21 protein-coding genes are annotated in these 19,267 nt (G+C 71.4%); 14 read left to right on the top strand and 7 right to left on the bottom strand.

All coding sequences use genetic code 11. The annotated features are described in order from the left end of the window. Nucleotides 1-108 precede the first annotated feature (108 nt). Nucleotides 109-507 carry a DUF4307 domain-containing protein gene (locus tag ACIBK5_RS35805; protein ID WP_399026339.1) on the top strand — a complete coding sequence of 133 codons (399 nt, stop codon included), beginning with the start codon at nucleotides 109-111 and terminating at the stop codon, nucleotides 505-507. Nucleotides 508-686: 179 nt separating this feature from the next. Beyond that, complete coding sequence (gene greA / locus ACIBK5_RS35800; protein ID WP_382490090.1) at nucleotides 687-1,184, top strand: transcription elongation factor GreA; 498 nt, start codon at nucleotides 687-689, stop codon at nucleotides 1,182-1,184. Between the two features lie 55 nt (nucleotides 1,185-1,239). Here greA and ACIBK5_RS35795 read toward each other — a convergent pair whose 3' ends face one another. From ACIBK5_RS35795 to ilvA, 3 genes are all read right to left on the bottom strand, one after another. Next, nucleotides 1,240-2,097, bottom strand: coding sequence for an ABC transporter permease (locus ACIBK5_RS35795; RefSeq protein ID WP_399026337.1), 858 nt, complete (start codon nucleotides 2,095-2,097; stop codon nucleotides 1,240-1,242). Next, complete coding sequence (locus tag ACIBK5_RS35790; protein WP_399026335.1) at nucleotides 2,094-3,107, bottom strand: ATP-binding cassette domain-containing protein; 1,014 nt, start codon at nucleotides 3,105-3,107, stop codon at nucleotides 2,094-2,096. The genes ACIBK5_RS35795 and ACIBK5_RS35790 overlap by 4 nt, the downstream gene beginning before the upstream one ends. Nucleotides 3,108-3,255: 148 nt before the next feature. Next, nucleotides 3,256-4,485 (bottom strand): threonine ammonia-lyase, encoded by a 1,230-nt coding sequence (gene ilvA, locus ACIBK5_RS35785; protein WP_399026333.1) that lies wholly within the window; start codon nucleotides 4,483-4,485, stop codon nucleotides 3,256-3,258. Between the two features lie 163 nt (nucleotides 4,486-4,648). On the opposite strand from ilvA, the gene ACIBK5_RS35780 reads away from it, so the two are divergent. The 3 genes from ACIBK5_RS35780 to ACIBK5_RS35770 all read left to right on the top strand — a co-directional run bounded on the left by ACIBK5_RS35780 (nucleotide 4,649) and on the right by ACIBK5_RS35770 (nucleotide 6,213). Then, on the top strand, nucleotides 4,649-5,155 hold the full coding sequence (locus ACIBK5_RS35780) for a MarR family transcriptional regulator (protein WP_382490749.1): 507 nt from the start codon (nucleotides 4,649-4,651) through the stop codon (nucleotides 5,153-5,155). Between the two features lie 124 nt (nucleotides 5,156-5,279). Then, a complete protein-coding gene (locus ACIBK5_RS35775) occupies nucleotides 5,280-5,783 on the top strand; it encodes a sigma factor-like helix-turn-helix DNA-binding protein (protein WP_399026331.1) in 504 nt (167 codons plus the stop codon). A 181-nt stretch (nucleotides 5,784-5,964) separates the two neighbouring features. Beyond that, nucleotides 5,965-6,213: a hypothetical protein gene (locus ACIBK5_RS35770; RefSeq protein WP_399026329.1), complete on the top strand. Its 249-nt coding sequence runs from the start codon at nucleotides 5,965-5,967 to the stop codon at nucleotides 6,211-6,213. A gap of 138 nt (nucleotides 6,214-6,351) precedes the next feature. Here the strand turns inward: ACIBK5_RS35770 and ACIBK5_RS35765 are convergent, their stop codons facing one another. After that, the gene (locus ACIBK5_RS35765) at nucleotides 6,352-7,506 is read right to left on the bottom strand and encodes a cystathionine gamma-synthase (protein ID WP_399026327.1); all 1,155 of its coding nucleotides are present in this window, start codon (nucleotides 7,504-7,506) and stop codon (nucleotides 6,352-6,354) included. A gap of 163 nt (nucleotides 7,507-7,669) precedes the next feature. Here ACIBK5_RS35765 and ACIBK5_RS35760 point away from each other — a divergent pair, with 163 nt between their 5' ends. The 5 genes from ACIBK5_RS35760 to ACIBK5_RS35740 all read left to right on the top strand — a co-directional run bounded on the left by ACIBK5_RS35760 (nucleotide 7,670) and on the right by ACIBK5_RS35740 (nucleotide 12,581). After that, complete coding sequence (locus ACIBK5_RS35760) at nucleotides 7,670-8,788, top strand: hypothetical protein (RefSeq protein ID WP_399026325.1); 1,119 nt, start codon at nucleotides 7,670-7,672, stop codon at nucleotides 8,786-8,788. An 88-nt stretch (nucleotides 8,789-8,876) separates the two neighbouring features. Continuing rightward, on the top strand, nucleotides 8,877-9,545 hold the full coding sequence (gene msrA / locus ACIBK5_RS35755; protein ID WP_399026324.1) for a peptide-methionine (S)-S-oxide reductase MsrA: 669 nt from the start codon (nucleotides 8,877-8,879) through the stop codon (nucleotides 9,543-9,545). A 74-nt stretch (nucleotides 9,546-9,619) separates the two neighbouring features. Further along, nucleotides 9,620-10,726, top strand: coding sequence for an AI-2E family transporter (locus ACIBK5_RS35750; RefSeq protein WP_399026571.1), 1,107 nt, complete (start codon nucleotides 9,620-9,622; stop codon nucleotides 10,724-10,726). A 120-nt stretch (nucleotides 10,727-10,846) separates the two neighbouring features. Further along, complete coding sequence (locus ACIBK5_RS35745) at nucleotides 10,847-11,563, top strand: DUF4389 domain-containing protein (protein WP_399026323.1); 717 nt, start codon at nucleotides 10,847-10,849, stop codon at nucleotides 11,561-11,563. A 76-nt stretch (nucleotides 11,564-11,639) separates the two neighbouring features. After that, nucleotides 11,640-12,581, top strand: a complete 942-nt coding sequence (locus ACIBK5_RS35740; RefSeq protein WP_399026321.1) for a DUF5829 family protein — start codon at nucleotides 11,640-11,642, stop codon at nucleotides 12,579-12,581. Between the two features lie 14 nt (nucleotides 12,582-12,595). Here the strand turns inward: ACIBK5_RS35740 and ACIBK5_RS35735 are convergent, their stop codons facing one another. Then, on the bottom strand, nucleotides 12,596-13,357 hold the full coding sequence (locus ACIBK5_RS35735; RefSeq protein ID WP_399026319.1) for an SDR family oxidoreductase: 762 nt from the start codon (nucleotides 13,355-13,357) through the stop codon (nucleotides 12,596-12,598). A gap of 108 nt (nucleotides 13,358-13,465) precedes the next feature. Beyond that, a complete protein-coding gene (locus ACIBK5_RS35730; protein WP_399026318.1) occupies nucleotides 13,466-13,849 on the bottom strand; it encodes a VOC family protein in 384 nt (127 codons plus the stop codon). 81 nt (nucleotides 13,850-13,930) lie between these two features. Here ACIBK5_RS35730 and ACIBK5_RS35725 point away from each other — a divergent pair, with 81 nt between their 5' ends. Genes ACIBK5_RS35725 through ACIBK5_RS35715 form a run of 3 tightly spaced genes read left to right on the top strand, consistent with a single transcriptional unit; the run spans nucleotide 13,931 to nucleotide 17,045 of the window. Continuing rightward, a complete protein-coding gene (locus tag ACIBK5_RS35725; RefSeq protein ID WP_399026316.1) occupies nucleotides 13,931-14,989 on the top strand; it encodes an ABC transporter substrate-binding protein in 1,059 nt (352 codons plus the stop codon). Beyond that, nucleotides 14,986-15,996: a FecCD family ABC transporter permease gene (locus ACIBK5_RS35720; RefSeq protein ID WP_399026314.1), complete on the top strand. Its 1,011-nt coding sequence runs from the start codon at nucleotides 14,986-14,988 to the stop codon at nucleotides 15,994-15,996. Before ACIBK5_RS35725 ends, ACIBK5_RS35720 begins: the two co-directional genes overlap by 4 nt. Next, nucleotides 15,993-17,045 carry a FecCD family ABC transporter permease gene (locus ACIBK5_RS35715; RefSeq protein ID WP_399026313.1) on the top strand — a complete coding sequence of 351 codons (1,053 nt, stop codon included), beginning with the start codon at nucleotides 15,993-15,995 and terminating at the stop codon, nucleotides 17,043-17,045. The genes ACIBK5_RS35720 and ACIBK5_RS35715 overlap by 4 nt, the downstream gene beginning before the upstream one ends. Before the next feature lie 46 nt (nucleotides 17,046-17,091). Here the strand turns inward: ACIBK5_RS35715 and ACIBK5_RS35710 are convergent, their stop codons facing one another. Then, nucleotides 17,092-18,132 (bottom strand): NAD(P)-dependent alcohol dehydrogenase, encoded by a 1,041-nt coding sequence (locus ACIBK5_RS35710; RefSeq protein ID WP_399026311.1) that lies wholly within the window; start codon nucleotides 18,130-18,132, stop codon nucleotides 17,092-17,094. Nucleotides 18,133-18,312: 180 nt separating this feature from the next. Here ACIBK5_RS35710 and ACIBK5_RS35705 point away from each other — a divergent pair, with 180 nt between their 5' ends. Continuing rightward, on the top strand, nucleotides 18,313-19,239 hold the full coding sequence (locus ACIBK5_RS35705; RefSeq protein ID WP_399026309.1) for a helix-turn-helix domain-containing protein: 927 nt from the start codon (nucleotides 18,313-18,315) through the stop codon (nucleotides 19,237-19,239). Nucleotides 19,240-19,267 lie beyond the last annotated feature (28 nt).

Below are 19,267 nucleotides of genomic sequence, written 5' to 3'. Positions count from 1 at the left end.
CGCAATCAGCGGCTTCTATAGTGACCGAACCGGGAGGCGAATAATTCCGGGACCGGGTCACGGGGCCCCTGCCGGGACCCTCGCCCGGGCCTTGTCTGGAGGACGATCATGAGTACGGCGAGCACGCGACCGCCCGAGGGCCGTTACGGCCGTACCTCGGACCAGCGCGCCGACCGCAAGCTCAAGATCATCGGTGCCGTCCTCTCGGTCGCGCTGCTGGGCCTGGTCGGCTGGTTCGGCTATCACTACGTCGTCCAGAACGAGATCAGCGCCGAAGTGATCACCTTCGAGCCCGGCAAGGAATCCGTGAAGGTGCATCTGGAGGTCCGCAAGGACGCCGATGTCACCGGCTACTGCACCGTGCGCTCGCAGGCCGAGGACGGTTCCGTGGTGGGCCGGGCCGAAGTGCGCTTCGACGGGGACGCCACCGTCATCGACAAGGTCTTCACCCTGCGCACGACCGCGCCCGGGACGACCGCCGAGCTGCAGGGCTGCCAGGCCGACTGAGGCCGCTCGGACGTCACCAGCAATACGCAGCGTCTGACCTGCGTTGACATGAATCTGGTGGCTTATGTCCTCCCCCTTCTGCCCCTGAATTGTTAGGCTCGTGGTTTCGCCCATCCGTGAAGGAACATTCTTCTGGGTAGGGCGATGCTTTGTATTCCCAGTACCTACGAGGAGCACCTGTGACCCAGACCAGCGAGAACGTCACCTGGCTGACCCAGGAGGCGTACAACAAGCTCAAGGCTGAGCTTGCGCACCTTACTGGTCCCGCGCGAACGGAGATCTCCGCGAAGATCGCCGCTGCGCGCGAGGAGGGCGACCTGCGTGAGAACGGCGGGTACCACGCGGCCAAGGAGGAACAGGGCAAGCAGGAACTCCGTGTGCGCCAGCTCACCCAGCTCCTCGAGAGCGCGAAGGTCGGTGAGGCGCCCGCGGCGGACGGTGCGGTGGCGCCCGGCATGGTCGTGACGATCGCGTTCGACGGCGACGAGGACGACACGCTGACGTTCCTGCTCGCCTCGCGCGAATACGCGAGCTCCGACATCGAGACGTACTCGCCGCAGTCCCCGCTGGGCACCGGCGTGCTCGGCCACAAGGTCGGCGAGGACGCCGAGTACGAGCTGCCGAACGGCAAGAAGGCCTCGGTGAAGATCATCAAGGCCGAGCCGTACGACGGCTGAACCAACCGTCGAGCCCTGACCTGCCCCCGGCGTCGCTGCGGCGCCGGGGGCACTGTCATGCCGTCGCGGAGCGGTACTTGCGCACCGCCAGCGTCCGGAAGACGACCAGGATGAGGATCGAGTAGATCAGCGAGGCCCAGACGGGGTGCTGCATGGGCCAGGCGTCCGACGGTGACTGGCCCGGGTTGGCGAAGAGCACACGGCAGGCCTGGACCGTGGCACTGAAGGGGTTCCACTCGGCGATGTGGCGCAGCCATGGGGTCATGTGGCTGGTGTCCACGAACGCGTTCGAGATGAACGTGACCGGGAAGAGCCAGATGAGCCCGCTGGACGTGGCCGCCTCGGGGGTTTTGACGGACATGCCGATCAAGGCGCCGATCCAGGTGAACGCATACCCCAGCAGGAGCAGCAGGCCGAAGGCCCCGAGCACCTTGCCCGCGTTCGTGCTGCCGTCCGACCCGACGCGCCAGCCCACCAGGAGGGCGACCACCGCGAGCACCACCAGGGTCAGGGCCGTCTGCACCGAGTCGGCGAGGGTGCGTCCGGTGAGCACCGCGCCGCGCGCCATGGGCAGGGAGCGGAAGCGGTCGATGAGGCCCTTGTGCATGTCGTCGGCGATGCCCGCGCCGGAGCTGGCCGTGGCGAACGTGACGGTCTGCGCGAAGATGCCGGCCATCAGGAAGTTCTTGTAGTCGACGGCGCTGGTGCTGCTGCCGATCTGCATGGAACCGCCGAAGACATAGGTGAACAGCACCACAAACATGATGGGCTGGATCAGCCCATAGATAATCATCTCGGGAATGCGGGACATTCTGATCAAATTGCGTTTCGCAACGACCATCGAGTCCCGGATCGACTGACTGACCGGGTTCGCGGCCGGCGCGACCCGCACGGTGTCGGTGACGGCGCTCACTTGGCGGCCTCCTTGTCGATCTTCTTGTCGATCTTCTCGTCGATCGCTTCGTCGCTCTCCTCGTCCTTGACCTCGGCCACATGTCCCGTCAGGGACAGGAAGACATCGTCGAGGGTCGGCCGGCGAAGGCCGATGTCGTCGATCTCGATGCCGCGGGTGTCCAGTTCACGGATGACCTCGGCGAGGAGCTTGGCGCCGCCTGTCACGGGCGCGGTCAGCTTGCGCATGTGCTCCTCGACCGTGGTCTCCCCCTTGCCGAAGCCGGCGAGGACCTCGACGGCGGCCTGGATGTGCTCGCGCTCGTGCACCACGACCTCGACGCGCTCGCCGCCGGTGCGGGCCTTGAGCTGGTCGGAGGTGCCCTGGGCGATGACCCGGCCCTGGTCGACCACCGCGATGTCGTGCGCCAGATGGTCGGCCTCTTCCAGGTACTGGGTGGTCAGCAGCAGCGTCGTACCGCCCGAGACCAGTTGCTTGATCACCTCCCACAGCTGCTGGCGGTTGCGGGGGTCGAGGCCGGTCGTCGGCTCGTCCATGAACATCACGGGCGGCGAGACGACCAGGGCCGCCGCGAGGTCCAGCCGACGGCGCATGCCTCCGGAGTAGGTCTTGGTGGGCCGGTCGGCGGCGTCCGTGAGGTGGAACTGCTCCAGCAGTTCGACCGCGCGCTCCTTCGCCGCCTTCGCCCTCATCTGGTAGAGCTGGCCGACCATCTGGAGGTTCTCGCGGCCGGTCAGGTATTCGTCGACGGCCGCGAACTGGCCGGACAGGCCGATCGAGCGGCGGACGGCGTCGGGCTGCTTGAGCACGTCGATGCCCGCGACGACCGCCCGTCCGCTGTCGGGTCGCAGCAGGGTGGTCAGACAGCGGACGGTGGTCGTCTTGCCCGCGCCGTTCGGCCCGAGCAGGCCCAGGACCGTGCCCTCGGGCACATCGAGGTCGACACCGTCCAAGGCTTTGACGTCACCGAAGGTCTTGACCAGACCTTCGGCATAGATGGCGCCTGGCATATGAGTCTCCACGTCTTCGGGGATCGCCGGACAGATGGCTGATGCTTCGCACGAACTCACCATAACGCGATGTATCGCGTCTCACAATAAGTTTTCTCGGTGTCGCGTTCCGTGAGAAGAAGGGATCTTGGCCGGCTCCGGCGGCGGCTCAGCTCATGACCGTGTAGCCCGCCTCGCGGAGCGCCTGGCCGACCTCGACGCAGTGCGCCGGGCCCTTCGTCTCCAGGTGCAGCTCGACCTCCGCCTCCGTGAGCCCGAGCCGTGGGTCGGTCCGTACATGGCTCACATCGAGGACGTTAGCGTCCACCACTGACAACGCGCCCAGAAGTGTGGCGAGAGCGCCGGGACGGTCGGTCAGCCGCAGCCGGACGGCCAGGTAGCGGCCCTGCGCGGCCATGCCGTGCCGCAGCACCCGCTCCATCAGCACCGGGTCGACGTTGCCGCCCGACAGCACCGCGACGACCGGCCCCTCGAACGCGCCGGGCTCGCTCAGCAGCGCCGCGACCGGACTCGCCCCGGCGGGCTCCACGACCAGCTTGGCCCGCTCCAGACACAGCAGCAGCGCGGCGGACAGCTCGTCCTCGCTGACCGTGCGCACCTCGTCGACCAGCTCGCCGACCAGCCCGAACGGCACGTCGCCGGGCCGCCCGACCTTGATGCCGTCGGCCATCGTCGCCGGGTTCTCGACCGTCACGGGCCGTCCCGCCGCCAGTGAAGGCGGGTAGGCCGCCGCGCCCTCCGCCTGGACGCCCACGATCCTGAGGTCGGGCCGCAGGGCCTTCACCGCCACCGCGATCCCGGCGGCGAGACCGCCCCCGCCGATGCCGACGACGATCGTGCGCGCCTCGGGGCACTGCTCGAGGATCTCCAGACCCACCGTGCCCTGGCCCGCGATGATGTCGGGGTGGTCGAAGGGGTGGATGAACACCGCGCCCGTCTCGGCCGCGTGCTCCTGCGCGGCGGCCAGCGTCTCGTCGACCACCTGGCCGTGCAGCCTCACCTCGGCCCCGTAGTCCCGGGTGGCGCTGACCTTGGGCAGCGGGGCGCCCTTCGGCATGAACACCGTGGAGCGCACACCGAGCAGCGAGGACGCCAGGGCGACGCCCTGCGCGTGGTTTCCGGCGCTCGCGGCGACGACACCGGCGGCGCGCTCCTCGGGCAGCAGACCGGCGATCCGGACGTACGCGCCGCGCAGCTTGAAGGAACCGGTCCGCTGGAGGTTCTCGCACTTGAGGTGCACCGGCGCGCCGACCATCTGGGAGAGATGCCTGCTGCCTTCCATCGCGGTCACCCGCGCCACACCCGACAGCATCTTCTGGGCGCCGCGCACATCGTCGAGGGTGACGGGTCGCAAGGAGTCAGCCGTGCTGTAGCTCATGACACCAGCATCGCAGTTCACAGGCGGGAACGACGGTTGTGACCAACCTCCGAGACCCGCTTTGTGAAGCGCCGGTACGACCCGCCTCCCGGCCGCGTACCCTGTCCCCCAATCAGCCAGCCCTCCACGAAGTGAGCCCCCGGCGATGCCCACAACACCTGAAATGTCGATGGACATGACGACCGTCGGTGACACCGGTCTTCTCGACACGCTGCAGCACGAGGTGGCGCTGTTCGCACGCCGTGCCGAACAGACCCGGCTCGGCGGAGTCGGGCAGGTGCGCAACTCCATGGACCGCGCCGCGTACCTGCTGCTCAACCGTCTCGACAAGGAAGGCCCGATGGGCGTCAAGGCGCTCGCCGCGAGCATGGGGATCGACTCGTCGACGGTCACCCGGCAGGTGGCTCCGCTGGTCGACACCGGCCTGGTCAAGCGCACCTCGCACCCCGAGGACGGACGTGCGGTGGTGCTCCAGCTGTCCCCGCGCGGGCAGGCCCGGCTGGAGGAAGTGCGCTCGTCGCGGCGGCAGTTGATGGCCGAGCTGACCGAGGAGTGGGAGCCGGAGGAGCGCGAGGCGTTCTGCTCGCTCCTCACGCGCTTCAACAGCGCGCTGTCCGCCAGGATGGCGGTGCCGGGGGTGCCGGGGCCGGAGACACAGCCGCAGTCCTGAGCGCCGACCGTGCGCGGCTCTTGACCTCGGGGCCGACCCTGGCCTGATATGAGACCGGGTCCTGTCGTACATGCGTACGCGGCCGGGCCCGCATCCTCGGGGTCGCCGGCGGGCGGGAGGCGTGATGCGACAACGGCATGCGTCCCAGGCGACCCGTCGGGCCCGGGAGTTCGAGGCGTTCGTCGCGGGCGCGGCGGGGCGGCTGCTCCAGACCGCCACCCTGCTCACCGCCGAGTCCCCGGACGACAACCCCCGCGCGCGGCGCCTGCTGACCCTGTCCCTGGCGCACACGTACGCGTGCTGGGACCGGCTGCGCGGTGAGGATCCGTACGACCGCACCCGCCAGTACCTCGCCACCCGCTTCGCGCGCGGCACCTGGCACCACTACGGCGGCCTCGGCCGCGCCCGCCCGCACCCCGCCAGCCCCCTGGCTCCGCTCACCCCGCAGGAACGCCTGATCCTGGTCCTCAGGCTCTACGAGGGCGTCGCCGAGGAGCAGACCGCGGCCCTGCTCGGCCTGTCCGTGGAACGCGTTCGGGCCATCTGCCACCGGGCGACATCGACCCTGCTGCACCGGCCGCGCGGCCCCGCACCGGCGGTGACGGCCGCGAAGGCGGTGCCGTCATGAGCCTTCCGGCGACCGGAGGCCGACACGAGCGGCAACGACGGGGAGGCGGCCGTGCGGCAGCCAGCGGAGCCGGTATGAGGTCTTCCGGCGACCGGAGGCCGACGCGGCAACGACCGCGAGACGGCCGTGCGGCAGCCGAGGGCGGTGCCGGGATGAGCCCTTCCGGCGACCGGAGGCCGTCATGAGAGGGAACGACCGCGAGGCGACCGTGCGGCGGCTGATGGAGCGGGCGCCGCGGCCCGTGCCGCCCGAGATCCACACGGAGGCGGTGCGCAGGGGCGGCCGTATGCTGCGGCGCAGGGCACTGGCCCGCCGACTGCTGTGGCTGCTGCTGCTCACAGCGGCCGTGGCGTTCACGGTGTGGGCGCTGACGGCCCGCCCCTGGGTGGAGCCGCCGTCGCACACGACTCCACCCCTCACCGGCTGGTGACCCCCGGAGGGCCGTGCCGTCCGAGGCCGTGTCCGCGAAGTCCCGCCTGCCTCGCGAGGGGCCCCGCCCGGCACGCCGGGCACGCACCGGCCGCCGGTCCGCCCTCCGGGGCGGACCGGCGGACTGTGCGAACACGACCTAGCCGAGCGCCTGCTGAAGGTCTTCCAGCAGGTCGTCGGCGTTCTCGATGCCGACGGACAGGCGCACCAGGTCGGCCGGGACCTCGAGGGCCGAGCCGGCGGCGGACGCGTGCGTCATGCGCCCGGGGTGCTCGATGAGCGACTCGACGCCGCCCAGGGACTCGCCAAGCGTGAACACCTTGGCGCGGTTGCAGACCTCGACGGCCGCCTCCTCGCCGCCCTCGACACGGAACGAGACCATGCCGCCGAACGACTTCATCTGCTTGGCGGCGATCTCGTGGCCGGGGTGCTCCGGCAGGCCCGGGTACAGCACGCTCGTCACGCGCGCGTGCCGGGTGAGCATGTCGGCGACCTTGACGGCGTTCTCGCTGTGCCGGTCCATGCGGACCGAGAGCGTCTTGGTGCCGCGCAGCACCAGCCAGGAGTCGAACGGCCCGGCGACTGCGCCCATCGCGTTCTGGTGGAAGGCCAGTTCCTCGCCCAGGTCGGCGTCGCTGGTGATCAGCGCGCCGCCGACGACGTCCGAGTGGCCGCCCATGTACTTGGTCAGCGAGTGCACGACGACGTCCGCGCCCAGCGCCAGCGGCTGCTGGAGGTAGGGCGTGGCGAAGGTGTTGTCGACGACGAGGCGGGCGCCGGCGTCCCGGGCGATCTGAGCGACGGCGGCGATGTCGGTGATGCCGAGCAGCGGGTTGGAGGGGGTCTCCACCCACACCACCTTGGTCTTCGGGGTGAGGGCCGCCCGTACGGCCGCCGGGTCGCTCGTGTCGGCGACCGACCACTCCACGCCCCAGCGGGCGACGACCTTGGCGAACAGCCGGAACGTGCCGCCGTAGGCGTCGTTGGGGATGACCACGTGGTCGCCGGGGCTGAGCAGCGTCCGCAGCAGGCAGTCCTCGGCCGCCAGCCCGGACGCGAACGCGAGACCGCGGCGGCCGCCCTCGAGGGCGGCGAGGTTCTCCTCCAGCGCGGTCCTGGTGGGGTTGGCGCTGCGGCTGTACTCGTAGCCGCCGCGCAGGCCGCCGACGCCGTCCTGCTTGTAGGTCGAGACCTGGTAGATCGGCGGGACGACCGCGCCCGTCAGGGGGTCGGCGGTGTTGCCCGCGTGGATCGCGAGCGTCTCGAAGTGCTGACTGAAGTGCCTGTCGCTCATGAGGACCGAGGGTAGTGCGCCGACGCGAAGAGTGCCGGAGTACGAGTCGAAGCGCGCCCGGCACCGGGTTTTCCACAGGGTGGCGGGGGCTGCTCGGCCGGGTTTTCCACAGGTTCGGGGAGCAGGTTGGCCAATTGTCGGCGCGGTCTGGTTCGCTTGTTGCATGGAGATTCTCTGGGTCCTGATCGCACTGGTCATGCTGGGCTTCGTGCTGCTTCCCTTCCTGCGGCGCAGGCGCGGTGCGGTCGGACTGGTCTCGCCGGACCACCCGGACGCCGCGGACCCGGCGAACTACGGCTTCGTCCGCGAGGAGGAGCTCGACATCCGCATGCCCGGCCCCGACCAGGACCTGCTGGACGTCCTGGACGTGGTGCAGCGCTCGCAGGACTACCGCGCGGCGCAGCAGCTCCTCGCGGGCACGGAGACGGAGGGCGAGCGGCGCTGGCAGCGGGTGCAGGCCTTCGCGGGTGCCGCCTCGCTGGAGCTGGCGCAGCGGCCCGGCGGGGTCGGTGAGGCGCCGGGCGGGCAGTGGCTGCGGGTGTGGCGTGCCGAGGCACCCAAGGACGCGGGCGGCGCGGCTGTGCAGGCCGAGTTCCTGGTGCAGCAGGCATGGCGGACGGCGACGCCGGGGACGGACGAGTTCCGGATCATCATGGAGGAGGCCAGGTCGGCGTGCGGCGACGCGGCGCTGCTCTCCCCCGGCGATCCGGTCCCGTACATCGTCGAGCTGTCGGTGGCCCGCGGGCTCGGCTACTCCCGGAAGGACTTCGAGCAGCTCTGGCTGAAGATCCTGGACCGCGACCCGGCGCACATGGGAGCGCATCTGGCAGCGCTGCACTACTGGTGCGAGAAGTGGCACGGCTCGCGTGAGCTGGCGTACTCGTTCGCCGAGGCCGCGGCGGCCCGCGCGCCCCAGGGCTCCCTGCTGGCGGCGATGCCCCTCTTCGCGGTGTTCGAGCACCTCCCCGAGGTGACCCTGGTCAGCAGCTTCTGGCAGTCCGAGGTCGTCACCAAGGCGATGCACGGCGCGCTGCACGCGGTGCACTCGGCCCGCGCCGACGACCCGATGCTGGCGCACGCCCGGCACCTGCTGGTCTTCTTCCTGGTCCGCGGCGAGCGCTGGGCGGAGGCCATGAGCCAGCTGATACAGGTCGACGGCCATGTCGGCGCCCTGCCCTGGACGCTGTCTCAGGACCCGGCGGCGGAGTTCGCGGTGTACCGGGCCCTGGCGGTGGCGGGCTACGAGGCGAACGGCGGCAGCCCGGCGAGCCTGCCGCACTGAGGCACGGGCCCCGGCCGGAATTCCCCCCGGCCGCCGCACGTTGTAGGGAGCGTCGCCCCGGCGCGGCGTCGCCCCGATTGGAGACCGCATGTTCCTGCACAGCCGCAAGCCCCAGCTGCCGTCCCCCGAGCAGGCGCTGCCCGGCCGCCCGGTCCCGGCGTTCACGGTCCCCGACCGCCACACCGTCCTCGGCAACCCCCTGCTCGGCCCCTACCCGGAGGGCCTGGAGGTCGCCGACTTCGGTCTGGGCTGCTTCTGGGGCGCCGAGCGCAAGTTCTGGCAGCTCCCGGCGGGAGTGTGGACGACCCTGGCCGGCTACCAGGGCGGCCAGACCGAGAACCCCACGTACGAGGAGGTCTGCTCGGGCCTGACCGGCCACACGGAGGTCGTGCGCGTGGTCTTCGACCCGGAGCTGATCTCGTACGAGCGCCTGCTGAAGACGTTCTGGGAGGCCCACGACCCGACGCAGGGCTTCCGCCAGGGCAACGACGTGGGCACGCAGTACCGCTCGGCGGTCTACACCCACACCCCCGAGCAGGCGGCCACCGCCAAGTCCTCCCGCGAGTCCTACCAGAAGGTCCTCACGTCCTCCGGCCACGGCGAGATCACCACGGAGATCGCCCCGGCGCAGGACCGCCCCTTCTACCCGGCCGAGGGCTACCACCAGCAGTACCTGGACAAGAACCCGGCGGGATACTGCGGCATCGGCGGCACGGGCGTGTCCTGCCCGATCGGTGTGGCCAAGGCCGAGGGCTGAACCCCGGTACCACTGAACAGACGGGGGCTCCCTGGCAATAGGGTGCCTCCGTGACTGCCCCCTTGAATTCGACCCTGAGTTCGGCGAAAGCCCGTCACGCGCTGCGGCTGTCGGCGCGGGTGTCCGCGGAGTTGCTGCTGGTCTTCGTGATGCTGGCCGTGTCTCTGTGGCTGCTGGGCCGGATGTGGTCGGTGGTGTGGCCGCTCGTCGTAGGTCTGCTGCTGACCACGCTGACCTGGCCCGCGGCCCGCGCCCTGCGTCGTCGCGGATGGCCGCCCGCGCTCGCCGCGTCGCTCGTGACCGTGCTGTTCCTGCTGGTGGCCGGGGGCGTGGTGGCGCTGATCGCGGTGCCGGTGGCGTCGCAGTCCGGCGAGCTGACGGACGGCGTGGTCGAGGGCATCCAGAGGCTGCGCGAGTGGGCCGCCGGGCCGCCGTTGAACATCGGTGACGCGCAGATCAACAAGGCCTTCGACACCGCGGTCGCCCGCGCCCAGGAGGGCGTCGGCAGCATGGTCGGCACGGTCGTCACCGGCGTCAGCACCGTGGTGAGCGGAGTGGTCACCGCCGTCCTCGCGCTGTTCCTGATGTTCTTCTTCCTCAAGGACGGGCCGAAGTTCCTCCCGTGGCTGTCCCGGCAGCTCCCGGGCCGGTTCGCCACCGACGTCCCGATCGTGTTCGCGCGCGGCTGGGCCACCCTGGGGTCCTTCGTACGGTCCCAGGCGGCCGTCGGCATGCTCGACGCGGTCCTGATCGGGCTGGGGCTGTGGATCCTGGGCGTGCCGCTGGTGCTGCCGCTGGCGGTGCTGACCTTCGTCTCCGCGTTCGTGCCGATCATCGGCGCCCTGTTCGCCGGTTTCGTCGCGGTCCTCATCGCGCTGGTCTCCAACGGCCTGACGGACGCGCTGATCGTGCTGGCCATCATCGTGGTGGTGCAGCAACTCGAGGGGAACGTCTTCCAGCCCATGATCCAGAGTCGTGGGCTCGGCCTCCACGCGGCCGTGGTGCTGCTGGCGGTGACGCTGGGCGGCAGTCTGGCCGGCATCGTGGGCAGCCTGCTCGCCGTCCCCATCGCCGCACTGATCGCGGTGGTGTGGAACTACGTGCGCGAACAGCTCAGCGACCCGCCACGGGAACCGGACGGCACCGACGAGCCGGACACCACCGCCCCCGTGCTGTCGTAACGGCCCCGGGCGCGCGACCGGTCCTTGACGCGCGAACGGTCCCGGACGCGCGAACGGCCCTTCCCAGGTCGCGGGGCTCCTCCTCGCTTGCGAATCTGCAGGCGAAAGGAGTCCCGCCACATGAACCCTGTCACCGCGTCGCCCGTGCGCATCGAGGCGTCTGTCGACGCCCGGCTGTCCCGATGGCTGTGGCTGGTGAAGTGGCTGCTCGCCATCCCGCACTACATCGTGCTGTTCTTCCTGTGGATCGCGTTCGCGGTCGTGACGGTCATCGCGTTCTTCGCCATCCTGTTCACGGCCCGGTACCCGCGGTCCCTCTTCGACTTCAACGTCGGCGTGCTGCGCTGGAACTGGCGGGTCGGCTACTACGCCCACACCGCGCTCGGCACCGACCGGTACCCGCCGTTCACCCTCGCCGACGTGCCCGGCTATCCGGCGCGCTTCGACGTCGTCTATCCCGAGCGGCTGTCGCGCGGACTGGTCCTGGTGAAGTGGTGGCTGCTGGCGATCCCGCAGTACATCGTCGTCGGGATGTTCGTGGGCGGCGGCTGGGGCTCGGGGTGGCACGACGGGGGCGGCTGGCGGGGCGGCGGGCTGATGACCTGGCTCTCCCTGGTCGCGGTGGTCATCCTGCTGTTCACCGCCCGCTATCCACGGCACCTCTTCGACTTCCTGCTGGGCCTCGCCCGCTGGTGCGCGCGGGTGGCCGCCTACGCCGCCCTGATGACCGACCAGTACCCGCCGTTCCGGCTCGACCTGGGCGGGCAGGAATCCCCGGGCCAGGGATTCCCTCACCAAGGACCCCCTGACCAAGGGCCCCTGACAAAGAGCCCCTGACAACGTCTGAATCGTCAGCTGAGTCGCCGGCTGAATCCCCAGCGGAACCGATTCCTCCCGCTCTACGCTCCTTCGCATGGTTCTCAGACGAGCGTTACAGGTGATCATGGTCGTCACTCTGGCCCTCGCGGGGGCGGTCCAGGGCGGAGTGAGTGCGGCGCGGACCACAGACGCCGGACGGCAGTTGCTGTTCTACAACCACGCCTACGGCGTCCTCGACCGGGAGACCGCCGACGCCATCGAGCACTCCGCCTATCTGCGCGACTTCGCCGACTTCCAGGTCCGCACCACGACCGGTTCCGGCGGGCAGACCTGGACCGGCCGCTATCTGATGGGGCGTGAGACCTACCTGGAGCTGTTCGGGGTCGGCGACCTGCCCGGCAAGGACGGCACCCTCGGCGCTGCCGGCACGGCCGTCTCGACCGAGCGGAAGGACGACCTGACGACGGTGCTCGCGCGGCTGCGCGAGCAGGGGGTCGGCGACCCCGTCGAGTTCCGGCAGACGCGCGACTTCGGCGACGGCGTCCCCGTGCCGTGGTTCGACGCCGTCTTCACCACCGACCAGTACGACCTCTTCGGTGCCTGGGGCATGGAGTACCGGCCGGAGTACTTCGCCGACCCGCGCGGCAACACCGAGCCCGCCGCTCACCCGGGTGACGTGGGCCGGGAGCGCTATCTGCCCGACGCCTACCGCGATCACCTGATGCGGGACGTGACCGGCATCCGGCTCGCGGTGACCGCACGCGACCTCGCCAACACGGTGCCGCTGCTGAAGGCCGGCGGGTTCGCCGTGCGCTCCCTGGCGGACGGGGGCGTCGTCGCGAAGGGCGGCGGCACCACGCTGCGGTTCGACGCGGTGCCCCTCGACCAGGTGGGCCTGCGGCAGGTCGAGATGTCGCTGAACGGGCCGGTGTCGTACCGGCACGAGGAGCGCATCGGTCACTCGACCCTCGCCGTCGGCCCGGGACCCCGTGCCGTGTGGACCTTCGACGACCAGGACCGGCCGGCGTCCCGGTAATCACAGAAAACCCGCTAGCCCAGCCGCTCCGCCAGGAACTCCTCCCAGGCCCGCTTCCCCTCCTCCGCACCCCGCAGGGTGAGGTTCGCCCCCGCCCGGTACGCCCGCCCCGCCTTGCCGGGGATGCGCACCGGCACCATCGGGCGGCGCCGCCCCCGGAGGCGGAGGTAGGGGCGGGCCAGGTCGGCGAGGCCGTGGACGTGCGGCCCGGTCAGGTCCGGGACGAGGCCGGCCGGGGCGCCGAGGGTCAGCTCCGCGAGGCGGGCGGCGACTTCGCGGGCGTCGACCGGCTGGAGCCGGAGGCCGCCGGGGACCGGGAACACCGGCAGCTTCGCCATCTTCTCGACCATGGCCAGCGCGAGGTCGTGGAACTGGGCGGCCCGCAGGGTGGTCCACGGGATGCCCGAGTCGGCGACGGCCCGCTCCGACTCCAGCTTCGTCCGCATCCAGGCCAGTGGTACCCGGTCCGCGCCGATGACCGAGATGTAGACCAGGTGCCGTACCCCGGCCCGGGACGCCGCGCGCACCAGATTGCGGGTCGCCTCGTCGTCGCCCTTGGGGCCGCCCGCGAGATGCAGCACGGTCTCCGCGCCGTCGAGAGCGGCCTCGACGCCCTCGCCCTTCAGTAGATCGCCGGTGACGTACCCGATGCCGTCCGCGGCGGGGCGGGCGTTCCTGCTGAGGATCCGCACGTCGTGTCCGGCCGCGCGCAGCAGCGGGACGACATGGCCGCCCAGGGTGCCCGTACCGCCGGTGACCAGGATGGATGACGTCATGACTACTCCCCGATGTCGACTTCCGCTTCGCCTTCGCCGGTATGACGGAGGACGGCGGGGAGATGTGACAGCCGGCGGAGATGCAACAGCGAAAGGAGGCCCGGGAGATCAGCCGCCGCTGCCGTACGGCCTCGTGATGATCTCCAGTCGGTGGCCGTCGGGGTCGTCGAAGTACGCGCCCCGACCACCGTCGTTGTGGTTGATCTCGCCGGGGCGGCTGTGGAACGGGTCCGCCCAGTACGTCAGACCGGCCTCCTGGATACGGCCGAAGATCACGTCGAACTCGTCCTCCGAGACGAGGAAGGCGTAGTGCTGCGGCGTGATGGCACCGGGGGTGTCCATGTAGTCGAGCGTCACCCCGTTGGGGATCTCGACCGGGAGGAACGGGCCGTAGGGCGGGCTCACGTCGAGTCCCAGGATGTCGGCGAGGAACCGGGCCGAGGCGCGCTTGTCGTGCGCGACGACGATGGTGTGGTTCAGCTGCACGGTCATGGTGGGCCTCCCCTCCCGCTCCACGATACTCCCGCACCGATTAAGGTAAGCCTCACCTAATTTGATCGATCGGAGTACGTGGTGCGCGCAGTGGGATCGAGGGCCGCCCTGGCCCTGGCCGTCGCCGGAGGGCTGCTGGCCGGTTGCTCGTCGCCGGGCGGGGGCAGCGGGGGCGGCCAGCGGGAGGACGGCTCGCGCAGCCAGGTCATCGGCGCCGCCGAGGGCTCCGCGGGACCCTCCGCCGCACCCGGTGCCCTCGCGAAGGGCATGGGCGCCGACACCGGCGAGGACGGGGTCTTCCCGCGCACCGTCAGGCACTTCGAGGGCAGTACGGCGATCAAGGCCCGGCCGCGGAAGATCGCCGTCCTCAGCACCGGGCAGCTCGACGACCTGCTGTCGCTGGGGATCGTCCCGACGGCGACCACCCGCGCCGACAACGCCGGCCTCGTTCCCGAATACCTGGCCGACGCCTTCCCGCGCCACAAGGACCGGCTCGCCGGCATGACCGACGCGGGCACCCGCTCCGCCCCCAACCTGGAGACCCTGGCCGCCGCCGAGCCGGACCTGATCCTGGCCAACGACTCGCTCGGCGAGCTCTACCCCAAGCTGTCGAAGATCGCGCCGACCGTGATCACCGCGGGCAACGGCATCAACTGGAAGCGCGACCTGCTGCTCGTCGGCGAGGCGGTCGGCAAGGGGCAGCGGGCGCAGCGGCTGCTCGACGGCATCGCCGCGGACGCACGCGAGCAGGGGCAGGACGTGAAGGGCGACCCGGCCGTCTCCATGGTGCGGTTCACGCCCGACCGGACCCGGATGTTCGGCGTCTCCTCCTTCACCGGGTCCGTCGCCGTGGACATGGGGCTGAAGCGGCCGGAGTCCCAGCGGTTCACGGCGATCTCCGAGGACGTGGGGCCGGAGAGCATCGATGTCGCCGACGGTGACTGGATCTTCTACTCGGTGCAGGGCGATCCGGGCCGGACCGACGCCGGGAGCGTGCTGGCCGGGCCGCTGTGGAAGTCGATGAAGGCCGTCGACGCCGGGCACGCCGTGCAGGTCGACGACGACCCCTGGTACCTCAACGCCGGTCCCACCGCCGCCCGCCTCGTCGTACGGCAGCTCGCCGAGCACCTCGGCAGGTGACCCCGCGTCTCACCGTCCGGCCGCCGGCCGCGGTCGCCGTGACGGGTGCCGTGCTGGTGGTGGCCGTCGCCGGTCTCCTCTCCCTCGCCGTCGGCACCCGGCCGGTGGCGCCGGACCGCGTGCTCGACGCGCTGCTGCACGGCGGCGGCTCCCCTGACGCGCTCGTCGTACGGTCCCTGCGGATACCGAGGACGGCGGTCGGGCTGGCCGCGGGCGCGGCGCTCGGCATCGCCGGGGCCGCGTTGCAGGCGGTCACCCGCAATCCGCTGGCCGACCCGGGGATCCTCGGGCTGAGCCAGGGCGCTGCGGCCGGGGTCGTCGTGGCCGTCGCGTCCGGGCTCGCCGGCGGCTTCGGCGGCTACGTCTGGTTCGCCTTCACCGGCGCGGTCGTCGCCGCGTGCCTGGTGTACGGCATCGCCGCGCGCGGGCGGGGCGGGGCCTCACCGGTGAAGCTGGCGCTGGCCGGGACGGCCCTGTCGGCGATGACGGCGGGGGCTACGACCGTCGTACTGACGGCGAGTTCGGCGACGCTGGACCAGTTCCGGTTCTGGCAGGTCGGAGCGCTCAGCGGCCGGGACGCGGACACGGTCGGGGCGATGCTGCCGTTCCTCGGCGCGGGGCTGCTTTCGGTGCTGTTGTGTGCCCGGGGGCTGGACGCGCTGGCGCTCGGTGACGAGGCGGCGCGGGCCCTGGGGCACCGGGTCGGGCTGGTGCGGGGTGTGGCCGCGGCGGGGGCGACGTTGCTGACGGCTGCGGCGGTGGCCGCGGCGGGGCCGATCGCGTTCGTGGGGCTGGCCGTGCCGCATCTGGCACGGCGGGTGGTGTCCGGGGGGCATCGGGTCGTGCTGCCGCTGTCCGGGCTGCTCGGGGCGGGGCTGCTGGTGGGGGCCGATGTGGCGGGGCGGGTGGTCCGGGCTCCCGCGGAGGTGCCGGCGGGGGTCATGACGGCGGTGGTGGGAGTGCCGGTGCTGGTGGTGCTGGTACGGCGCAGGGGAGCCGTGGCGTGACCCGTACCGCACGACTGCCCTCGGCCGGGCCGTCGCATGTCACCGTCCTGCGGCCCCACCCGCGTCTCTCCCTCCTCCTCCACCGCCGTTCCGCCGCCGTCGCCCTGGCGCTCGTCCTGCTCCTGGGCGCCGTGATGCTCGTCTCCGCCTGCGTCGGGCAGGCGTACGTACCGCCCGGCGAGGTGTGGCACACCCTGCGTACCGGGAGCGGGCCCCACGAGCTCGTCGTGGGCGAGTTGCGGGTGCCCCGGATCGTGCTGGGGGCGCTGGTGGGCGGGGCGCTGGGCGTGGCGGGGGCCTTGGTGCAGGCCGTGACGCGCAATCCGCTGGCCAGTCCGGATGTGATCGGGGTCGGGCACGGGGCCGCCGCCGCGACCGTGCTCGCGCTGGCGACGGGGGCGGTGGGTTCGCCGGGCGCGCTGCCCGCCGTGTCGGTCGCGGGCGGGCTGGCCGCCGCCGCGCTGGTCTATGTGCTGGCCTGGCGGCACGGCATGCAGCCGAGCCGGTTCGTGCTCACCGGGGTCGGGATCGGCGTCGCGCTGTCCGCCGTGGTGCAGCTGTATCTGACGGACAGCGAGCTGGAGGCCGCCGAGCAGGTCAAGCTGTGGCTCACCGGGAGTCTGAACGGGCGGGGCTGGGAGCAGGCCGGGCCGCTGACGGTGGTGTGTCTGCTGTGTCTGCCGGGGCTGGTGTGGGCGAGCCGGGCCGTACGCCCGCTGGGGCTCGGGCCCGAGACCGCGGCCTCGCTCGGCGTACGGGTGGGCCGGGCCCGGCTCGGACTGACGGTCCTGGGGGTGGTGCTCGCGGCGACGGCGACCGGCGCGGCGGGCCCGATCGGCTTTGTCGCGCTGACCGCTCCCCAGCTGGCGAGGCGGCTCACGCGCACGCCTCAGCTGCCGCTGCTCTCCTCGGCTCTGACGGGTGCGGTGATCCTGGTCGGCGCCGATCTGGCGGCCCGGACGCTGCTGCCACCGCTGGAGATCCCGGTCGGCGCGCTCACCGCGCTGGTGGGCGGGCCGTACCTGCTGTGGCTCCTGGGACGACGCTGAGGGCCCCGGCCCACGGCCGGGGCCCTCACTCTCGGACCGTCCGGTCTCAGATCGTCGCCGTGTCGATCACGAACCGGTACCGCACATCGCTGCCCTGCACCCGCTCGTACGCCTCGTTGATCTGGTCACCGCGGATCAGCTCGATCTCGGCACCGAGGCCGTGCTCGGCACAGAAGTCCAGCATCTCCTGGGTCTCCGGGATGCCGCCGATCATGGAACCGGCGAGCGACTTGCCGCCGCCGATCACCGAGAAGAGGCTGAGGGAGATCGGCTCCTCGGGGGCGCCGACGTTCGCCAGGGTGCCCTCGGGCTTCAGCAGCGCCAGGTAGGCGTTGAAGTCCAGCGGGGCCGACACCGTGGACACGATCAGGTCGAACGAGCCGTTCAGCTCCTCGAAGGTCTTCGGGTCGCTGGTGGCGTAGTAGTGGTCGGCGCCCAGCCGCAGGCCGTCCTCCTGCTTGCGCAGGGACTGCGACAGCACGGTCACCTCGGCACCGAGGGCGTGCGCGATCTTCACGCCCATGTGGCCGAGGCCGCCCAGGCCGACGATCGCGACCTTCTTGCCGGGGCCGGCGCCGAAGCGCTTGAGCGGGGAGTAGAGGGTGATGCCGGCGCAGAGCAGCGGCGCGGCGACATCGAGGGAGAGGCCGTCGGGGATGCGGACGACGAAGTTCTCGTCGACGACGACCTTCTGCGAGTAGCCGCCGTAGGTGGGCTCGCCGTCCCTGCCGACGGCGTTGTACGTCTGGATGTTGCCCTCGACGCAGTACTGCTCGCGTCCGGCCTTGCAGTTCTCGCACTCGCGGCAGGAGTCGACCATGCAGCCGACGCCCACGCGGTCGCCGACGGCGAACTTCGTCACGCCCGGGCCGACCTCGGTGACGACACCGGCGATCTCGTGGCCGGGGACCATCGGGAAGATCGCCTCACCCCAGCCCTCCTGGGCCTGGTGGATGTCGGAGTGGCAGATGCCGGCGAACTTGATGTCGATCAGGACATCGAACTCGCGGACCTCGCGGCGGTCGATGGTGGTGCGCTCCAGCGGAGCCTTGGGGGCGGGTGCGGCGTACGCGGCGACAGTGGTCATGCCGGGGTTCTCCTAGCGGGGGTTGTGTGCCCGGCTGCCTTCTGGATCCTCTGACCGGGCACGATCACCAGCGTGCCGAAAACGCGAGCGTCTACCCAGACCACGGTTTTGCGTACGCACACGGTGCGTACCACTGGCGGGGTCAGGCTCGTGTGCGTACGACCATGAATACTGGAGGGCATGGACGAACAGCCCGAACCCGTACAGGAGCCCGCAGCGCAGTCCGGCGGGGGCCTGGACCGGCGTGCCGAGCTCAGTGAGTTCCTGCGCACCCGGTGTGCCCGGCTGAAGCCGGAGGACGTGGGGCTGCCCGAGTTCGGGCGGCGGCGGGTGCCGGGGCTGCGCCGCGAGGAGCTGGCGCAGCTGGCCGGGGTGTCCGTGGCGTACTACACACGGCTGGAGCAGGGCAACGGGCGCAACGTCTCGGCGGAGGTGCTGGACGCGATCGCGCGCGCCCTGCGGCTGAACGACGCCGAGCACGCCCATCTGACGCACCTGGCGAAGCCGAAGCAGCACAAGAAGAAGCCGGTGGCGCGCACCCAGCAGGTGCGGCCGACGCTGCGGCATCTGCTGGACTCGATCGACACCGTCCCGGCGTACATCGTGGGGCGCCGCTCGGACGTCCTGGCGTGGAACCGGATGGCCGCGGCCCTCTTCGGCGACTGGGCGGAGCTGCCGGCTCCGGAGCGGAACTGGGCGCGGCTGGTGTTCCTGCGGCCCGGCTACCGCGATCTGTTCGTCGAGTGGGACCAGAAGGCCAAGGACATGGTCGGCTACCTGCGCATGGACGCGGGCTGCCACCCGGACGACCCGCAGCTGTCGGCGCTGATCGGCGAACTGTCGGTGAAGAGCGAGGAGTTCCGCCGTCTCTGGGCCGCCCACGACGTCAAGGAGAAGAGCTACGGCGTCAAGCGCATGCGGCACCCGCTGGTCGGCGATCTGACCCTGTCCTTCGAGACGTTCCGCCTGGTCGACGACACCGAGCAGTCCCTGATCACCTACCACGCGGAACCGGACACCCCGTCGGCCCAGGCCCTGCGCCTGCTGGCCAGCTGGGGGGCGGACGCGACACGTGCGGGGGCCGAAAGCCCGGCACCACCGGCCTGACACCGCCTGACACCGCCTGACACCGGCC

This window comes from Streptomyces sp. NPDC050546 (assembly GCF_044457425.1).
GTDB lineage: Bacteria > Actinomycetota > Actinomycetes > Streptomycetales > Streptomycetaceae > Streptomyces.
Note: the sequence above shows the minus strand (reverse complement) of the source record. Positions and strands in the feature narration are given on the sequence as shown.